At 65.2% G+C, this 7,480-nt stretch carries 7 protein-coding genes; 3 read left to right on the forward strand and 4 right to left on the reverse strand.

Translation table 11 applies throughout. From position 1 onward, the window contains the following. The 3 genes from SY1_RS11020 to SY1_RS11030 all read left to right on the forward strand — a co-directional run. On the forward strand, positions 1-359 hold a 359-nt coding region (locus SY1_RS11020; protein ID WP_208873807.1), incomplete at its 5' end, for an adenosylcobinamide-GDP ribazoletransferase. Between the two features lie 11 nt (positions 360-370). Further along, positions 371-751, forward strand: coding sequence for a bifunctional adenosylcobinamide kinase/adenosylcobinamide-phosphate guanylyltransferase (locus SY1_RS11025; protein ID WP_015557062.1), 381 nt, complete (start codon positions 371-373; stop codon positions 749-751). Positions 752-966: 215 nt separating this feature from the next. Continuing rightward, the gene (locus SY1_RS11030; RefSeq protein WP_015557063.1) at positions 967-1,755 is read left to right on the forward strand and encodes an HAD hydrolase family protein; all 789 of its coding nucleotides are present in this window, start codon (positions 967-969) and stop codon (positions 1,753-1,755) included. A gap of 84 nt (positions 1,756-1,839) precedes the next feature. Here SY1_RS11030 and fusA read toward each other — a convergent pair whose 3' ends face one another. From fusA to gatC, 4 genes are all read right to left on the reverse strand, one after another. Next, on the reverse strand, positions 1,840-3,936 hold the full coding sequence (gene fusA, locus SY1_RS11035) for an elongation factor G (RefSeq protein WP_208873808.1): 2,097 nt from the start codon (positions 3,934-3,936) through the stop codon (positions 1,840-1,842). Between the two features lie 87 nt (positions 3,937-4,023). After that, complete coding sequence (gene gatB / locus SY1_RS11040; protein WP_015557064.1) at positions 4,024-5,514, reverse strand: Asp-tRNA(Asn)/Glu-tRNA(Gln) amidotransferase subunit GatB; 1,491 nt, start codon at positions 5,512-5,514, stop codon at positions 4,024-4,026. 1 nt (position 5,515) lies between these two features. Then, on the reverse strand, positions 5,516-6,979 hold the full coding sequence (gatA, locus tag SY1_RS11045; RefSeq protein ID WP_208873809.1) for an Asp-tRNA(Asn)/Glu-tRNA(Gln) amidotransferase subunit GatA: 1,464 nt from the start codon (positions 6,977-6,979) through the stop codon (positions 5,516-5,518). Positions 6,980-6,981: 2 nt separating this feature from the next. Next, entirely contained in the window at positions 6,982-7,272 is a 291-nt protein-coding gene (gatC, locus tag SY1_RS11050) for an Asp-tRNA(Asn)/Glu-tRNA(Gln) amidotransferase subunit GatC (protein WP_015557065.1), read from the reverse strand. Positions 7,273-7,480: the final 208 nt, after the last annotated feature.

Here is a 7,480-nt window from a genome sequence, read left to right on the forward strand (position 1 = left end):
CCTCCGCAGCTTTCTTGCTCCTCCTTGGCACCATCCCCCTGTGGTCGCGGCTCGGCATGGGGCTCCTGCTGAACGCCACGCCCTTTGCGCGGGAGGACGGACTTGCCAGGACCCTGGGGGCGCTGCGCACGAGGCGGCACACGCCCTGTCTGGTCGCAGGGGCGGCCCTGCTGGCCGCGTGGAACTTCTGGACGGCGGGCGCGCCGGCGCTCTGCCTTCCCCTGACGGAGTGCGCCGTCTTCCTCCTGTGGCGGCGCTCTTGTCTGACGGCCTTCGGTGGCGTCGCAGGGGACCTTCTGGGGGCCCTCAACCTGCTTTCGGAGACGGCGATGCTCCTGGTCCTGAGGGAGATGCTGTGAGCGCGCAGCCGATGCACCTGATCCTGGGCGGCCGGCACATGGGGAAGCGCACCTACGCAGACTCCCTCTACGGCCCCGCCCTCTCGCCGTGCGACCTCGCCTCGGCGGACCTCGCCCTCCTCCCCGCCGCCGACAGGGTCCTCAACCTGCAGGAGGGGGTTCGGCGGCTCCTCCTGGCCGGCACCGACGCCGGCGAATTCTTCAGGGCTCATCTGGAGGACCTCAGGACCTGCGTCCTCATCGGGTCGGAGGTTGGCAGCGGCGTCGTCCCGATGGACCCCATCGAACGGCGCTGGCGCGACGAGACGGGGCTCCTCTACCAACTGCTGGCGCGTGAGGCCGCGATCGTGGACCGGGTCTGGTGCGGGCTGCCCCTTCGCCTCAAGGGGTGACGGAGGTACGCGGTTCAGGCTCCCCGCGACCGTCAACCGCATCGCGATTCGCGCGATTCGATTGACGGGTTAAGCCTTACAGGTCGCGAAAAGCACGCAGTTTTCTTGTTTTTTCAAGGAGGCGCTGCCGAACCCCTCCGCTGGACGGCCAGGCGCGGCCTTTGGCAGTGTTCGCGGGTGAATCCGCGCTCCCTTTGAGCATGGAAGGAGAGCCCATGAGACGCAAGTACGTTTTCTTCGACATCGACCACACGCTGCTCAGCCACGTGGGGACGAGCCACATCCCGTCCGAGACGCGTGAAGCCCTGCGGCTTTTGAAGGCGAACGGACACGTTCCCGCCCTCGCGACGGGGCGCGGGGCCTTCCTCACCCACCCCATTGCGAGGGACCTCGGCATCGAGCTGCTCGTCTGTGCGGACGGCGCCCACGTCCTCAATGGTGGGAGGACCCTGCACCGAACCTGCCTGCCGGAGGGCGCCCTCGACGGGCTCCGCAGTCTGGCCGCGTTGCTCCCGAAGGAGGTCGCCGCGATGGACGATTGCTTTATCTACACGGACAACGAAAGCGAGGACTGGCGGACGTACTTTGAGGTTCAGGCGGGGTACGCCTGCGTCCGTCCCCTGCGGGAGATGGATCGGGCGTTCCTGGGCTGCCTGATGGTGCGGCCGCCCCTGAGAGGGGATTACGGCCCCTTCACCACGCCGCCTGCAGGCGTCCTGATCGAGGCCCTGCACGACCTCGTCGAGATGCGGGCCGAAGGCGTCTCGAAGTGGAACGGCATTGAGCGCGTCATGGAGCACTTCGGGGCGGACGCCTCCGACGTCATCACCTTTGGGGACGGGCTCAACGACGTGGAGATGCTGCGCCGCGCCTCGATCGGCGTGGCGGTCGCTGGGGCCAGTCGGGCGGCCAGGGACGCGGCCTCCTTCGTCGCCGAGGACATCGACGACGGCGGCATACTCAAGGCGTGCCGCCACCTCAAACTGATTCCGGACGGGGACTGACCGACGGCACGATCTCCGCTGTCAGGACAAGAGGCCCCGCCGGTATGGCGGGGCCTCCCCTGCGGTGCAGAGGCGCGGGCGGGATCAGTTCTCCTCCGCGTCTTCCTTCTTGTGGGCGGCGATGACCTTCTTGGCGATGTCGGCGGGGACCTCCTCGTAGTGGGAATACTGCATGACGAAGCTGCCCTCGCCCGACGTCATGGAGCGGAGGACGATCGCGTAGCGGAACATCTCCGCCATGGGGGCCTGCGCCTTGACGACCTGCAGCTTGCCGTGGCCCTCCGTGCCCATGATGCGGCCGCGGCGGCTGTTGAAGTCGCCCATGACGTCGCCCATGAACTGTTCGGGGACCGTGACCTCCACGTTCATGATCGGTTCGAGGAGCACCGGCGAGGCGTCCATGATGCCCTTGCGGAACGATAGGCGCGTGGCCAGCTTGAAGGACATCTCGGAACTGTCCACGTCGTGATAGGAGCCGTCGTAGAGCTCGGCGCGGAAATCCACGACCGGGAAGCCCGCCAACGGCCCCTCCGACATGTACTCGTGGAGCCCCTTCTCCACCGCAGGAATGAAGTTGCGCGGCACCGCGCCACCCACCACGCTGTCCACGAACTCGAAGCCCGCGCCGCGCTCCAGCGGGCTGTAGCGGACGTAGACGTCGCCGTACTGGCCGTGGCCGCCACTCTGCTTCTTGTGCTTGCCCTGAGCCTCGGCCATCTTGCGAATGGTCTCGCGGTAGGGCACCTGGGGCGTTTGGGTCTCGAGGTCGATTCCGTAGCGCTCCTTCATGCGGGACAGGACGATGTCGATGTGCAGGTCGCCCATCCCGGAGAGGACGTTGTCGTGCGTCTCGGGGTTCTTCTCGAACGTCAGGCCCCGGTCCTCGTCCAGCGTCTTGGAGATGGCCGTCCCCAGCTTATCCTCGTCCGCCCTCGTCTTGGCCACGATCGCCACGCTGTAGACGGGGGCCGGATACTCGATTTTGGCGTACTGGTACGGCGCCCCACCCTTCGTGCCCAGCGTGTGGCCCACCTTCGTGCTCTGAAGTTTCGGGATGGCCACGATGTCGCCCGCGATGACCTCCTTGACGTCGCTGCCGTCCTTGCCGCACATCATCTTGAAGGAGCTGATCCGCTCGTCCTCGCCCTTCTTGACGTTGTAGATGTTGTTGCCGTCGGAGGAAAGCCTGCCGGAGTAGACGCGGATAAAGGACAGCTTGCCGACGTAGGGGTCCACCATGACCTTGAAGCAGAGGGCCGAAAACGGGTCGTCCAGGTTCGGCTTCACCTCGACGGCCTTCTCGCCCTCGTACGCCTCGACGCTGCCGACGTCCACCGGGGAGGGGAAGTAATCCGCAACGAAGTCCAGCATCTGCGGCACCCCGACGTTCGCCGTCGCAGACCCCGTCAGGACGGGCATCACGCGGCGCGAGACGATGGCCATCTTCAACGTTCGGGCCAGGTCCGCCTCGGACACGGCCCCCTCCCCCTCGTCCAGGTACTTCTCCATCAAGGCGTCGTCCATCTCGACGGCGGCCTCCAACAGCGCCTCCCTTGCCGCCTTTGCGGCGTCGGCCATGTCGGCGGGGATGGGTTCTTCGGTAAACTTTCCGCTGCCGTCCAACGGGTACTTATAGGCCTTCCCCTTCAGGACGTCAACGATGCCGCTGAGTTTATCCGCCGAACCGATGGGCAGGAAGACCGGCAGCGCGTTCGGCGAGAACTGCTCATGGATGTCCGCGAGGACCTTATCGAAGTCCGCGTTCTCCCGGTCCATCTTCGAGATGTAGAAGGCGACGGGCACGCCCTGATTCCCGGCGTACTCCCAGGCGCGCCCCGTCTGGACCTCGATGCCGCCCACCGAGCTGACCAGGATCACGGCGGTGTCGGCGACGCGGATTGCGGCACTCATCTCCCCCGCGAAGTCGGCATAGCCCGGGGCGTCCAGGACGAAGAACGTCTTTCCGTTCCGCTCCATCGTCAGGAGGGAGGTGCTGATTGAGATCTGGCGTTTCTGCTCCTCAGGCTGGAAGTCACTGACCGTGTTGCCTGTCTGTACAGAACCCATGCGTGTGACCTGCCCATTGTCGAAAAGCATCGCCTCGGCCAATGAGGTCTTTCCTGCCCCACCATGGGCTACCAGCGCGAAACTCCTCGTGTCCTCAGGTTTACGTACTCCCATCCTCCAACACCTTCCTCGATATAGTTTGCTTCAAAATAAAGCCTTGCTGGCCTTTATCCTAATCGCCCCTTGCAGGACGTCAAGCCCTTAAAGTCCCTCAAGCAGTTTCGCGATCCGGTCGGGCAGCTCAGCCGGATTCGCCTGTCCCTTCGCTTCCTTCATGACCAGGCCCTGAAGGAACTTCATCTTCTTGCCCTTCGTGTCCTTACCCGACCGGATCACGTCCACGACGTCACGATTCGCCTCCAGCACCGCGCGGATCATCTCCGTCAGTGCGTCGCCCGTGACGCCGCCCTCGGTGATGCCACAAGCCTTTGCCGCGTCGTCGACGGTCGTGCCCGTTTCCGCCATGCGGTCAAAAACGTCCTTGGCCTGGGTCGTGGAGAACCGGCCGTCCTCAACGCGCTGAACGAGCTCCGCCAGTGCCCTGGGAGCGATCCTGAGGTCCCCCAGCCCGATCTGCCGCTCGTTCAAGGTCCGCAGGACCTCCGTCCGAACCCAGTTGGCCGCACGAAGTGGTGCTGCGCCGGCCGCGACGCAGGCCTCGAAGTACTCCGCGAGGTCCCTGGAATCCGTCAGGACGTCCGCAATCTCAGGGGGGATATGCATCGCCTCTACGTAGCGCTCCGCCTTCACGTCGGGCATCTCAGGCATCATCGCAGTGACCTCGTCCGCCCACTCCTTCGAGACGACGAGGGGCGGAAGGTCCGGATCGACGATGAACTTGCGGTAGAACTCCTTGGAGCGCGACGCCGTGGTCACGCCCTTGGCGTCGTTCCAGTGGCGCGTTTCCTGAAGCACCTGTCCGCCCTGAAGCAGGACCTTCTTCTGGCGCTTGATCTCGTATTCGATGGCGCGCTCCAGCGCGTGGAAGGAGTTCATGTTCTTGACCTCGACCTTCTTCCCCCAGCGTCCGTCGGAGCACTTCATGGAGACGTTCGCGTCAAAGCGCATCATGCCCTTCTCCAGGTCCACGTCCGACGCCCCGGAGTAGCGCACGCGGCGGCGAAGCGTCGTCACGTATTCCACCGCCTCCCGCGCCGAGGAGACGTCCGGCTCGGACACGATCTCAGCCAGCGGCAGCCCGGAACGGTTGTAGTCCACGTAGGACGTCGCCGCGCCTTCCAGACGCCCGTCGGCCGCGCTGTGGTGGAGACGGCCCACGTCCTCCTCGAGGTGAAGGTGGTGGACTCTTATCCTCTTGAGCTTCCCCTCGTCGTCGTGGACCTCGATGTACCCCGTGGTCACGATGGGGAGGTCGCACTGGCTCGTCTGGTAGCCTTTCGGCAGGTCGGGATAGAAGTAGGACTTGCGGAAGAAGAGCGACTGGGGCTGGATCGTGCAGTGCAGCGCCAGGCCCGCCAGCATGCCCTGCTGCACCACCTGAGCGTTCAGGCGCGGCAGCGCGCCGGGAAGCCCCATGCAGATGGGGCAGATGTTCGTGTTGGGGTCCGCGCCAGTGTCCGTGGAGCAGCCGCAGAAGATCTTGGTGTCCGTCTTGAGCTGAATGTGGATTTCGATGCCGATAACGGGCGTAAACGTCAGTTCGCTGTTCATGTTCTCATCCTTCCCGGACATATCAGAGCCCTCCCCGCGCGATGGAGGGAGAGCCGAGGCACTCCTCCAGCGTCAGCCCCGCGTTCAGCAGGTCGGGGTCGCTCCAGCGGGCGCCGATCAGCTGCAGCCCGACGGGCAGTCCTGAAGCCGCGTGCTCCACGAAGAAGGAGAGGCCCGGCAGCCCCGCCAGGTTCACGGGCAGGGTGTAGAGGTCCGATTCGTAGCCCTTCATCTTGTCCCGGTCCGTTTCCCCGATCTTCGGTGCCAGCAGCGGCGTGACGGGCTGAAGGATGAAGTCAGCGCTCTCGAAAGCCTTTGCGAACTCCCGCGCGATCAGCGTGCGCACCTTCGTCGCCGCGACGTAGTACTCGTTGCAGCGCGTGGGCTCCGTAAGGCAGGTGCCGGCGATGATGCGCGACTTCACCTCGCTGCCGAACCCCGCGGAGCGCACGGCCTCGAACATCTCCTTGCTGCCGACCGCGTCGTCCACCGTATAGCCGTAGCGGATGCCGTCGTAGCGCTCGAGGTTCGTGTGGGCCTCGGACATGGCCAGTGCGTAGTAGCAGGAAACCGCATAGCGGGCGACGGTGGGGAGCCCCACCTCAAGGATTTCGGCCCCGGCGTTCTCGAGGAGCCTGCGAACGCGCGCCATGGCGTCTGCGATGGGGGCCTCCAGGGTAAAGGCCTGAAACTCCTTCACCAACGCAACCCGCTTCCCCTTCAGGTCCATTTTGTGGGGCGTGAAGTCAAAGGACTTGCCGGGGACGCTGCTGGAGTCCATGGGGTCGTAGTGGACCAGGATCGCCATCGCAAGCTGCAGGTCCGACACCGTCCGGGCGAGGGGCCCCACCTGGTCCAACGAGGAGCCGTAGGAGATGACGCCGTAGCGGCTCACCATGCCGTAGGTCGGCTTGAGCCCGTAGACGCCGCAGTAGGAAGCCGGTTGGCGGATGGACCCTCCGGTGTCGCTGCCCAGCGCGCAGGGGGCGTAGGCCGCCGCGACAGCCGCGGCGCTGCCGCCCGAACTGCCCCCCGGGACGTGCGTCACGTCCCAGGGGTTCTTCGAGGGGCCGAAGGCGGAGTTGCCGCAGGTGTTCCCCATGGCGAACTCGTCCATGTTGGCCTTGCCCAGCAGGACCGCTCCCGCCCCCTGCAGGAGGGACCAGACCGTCGCGTCATACGGCGGGCGCCAATCGCCCAGGATTTTGCTGGCGGCCGTGGTCCGCACGCCCTTCGTGCAGAGGTTGTCCTTCAGCACGACGGGAACGCCGCCCAGCGGGCCGACGTCCTCCCCCCGCGCGATCCGGGCGTCGATCTCCTCTGCCCCCCTACGGCCCTCCTCCTCCGTCGGGGTGATGAGGGCCGCAAGTTTCGGCTCGCAGGAGGCGGCACGGGCAAAACAGGCGTCAAAGAGCTCCAGCGCGGAAAACTTCTTCGTGCGGACGCCCTCGGCGGCGTCCCGCAGGTTCAACTCAAAGAGCTCCATGATCAATCCTCCATAATGCGGGGGACCTTGAAGTAGTCCCGCTCCACGTGCGCGCTCTCGCGCAGGATCGCATCCCGGTCCTCAAAGGGCTTCAGGACGTCGTCCCGCAGCGGACACTCCATCGTCTCAGCGAAGCAGAAGGGCTCCACGTCCTCGAGGTCCAGCTCATTGAAGCGATCCAGCATGTCCAGAAAGCCGTTGATGTAGCCCACGGCTGCGGCCAGCTCATCCTCCGTCAGGATCAGGCGGGCCTCCAGGGCGATATCGCGCACTTCGTCACTGCTCAACTTCATCGCCGCACTTCCTCTCACTCTTTCTGAAAGATTCAAAATCCGCGGCCGTGCCCTCGCTGCGACCGCCGAATTATGCACACATTATGAAATTATAGCAGTTAGGAACTTTCTTTCAAGACGAACCTCACCGAGGCCCGAAGATGCGGCAGGGACATGCCTCTTTTAAGAAAGCGGGGCTGCACGGATCGGCAGCCCCGCTTTCTGCACG

The sequence above is a fragment of the Fretibacterium fastidiosum genome (genome assembly GCF_000210715.1).
GTDB lineage: Bacteria > Synergistota > Synergistia > Synergistales > Aminobacteriaceae > Fretibacterium > Fretibacterium fastidiosum.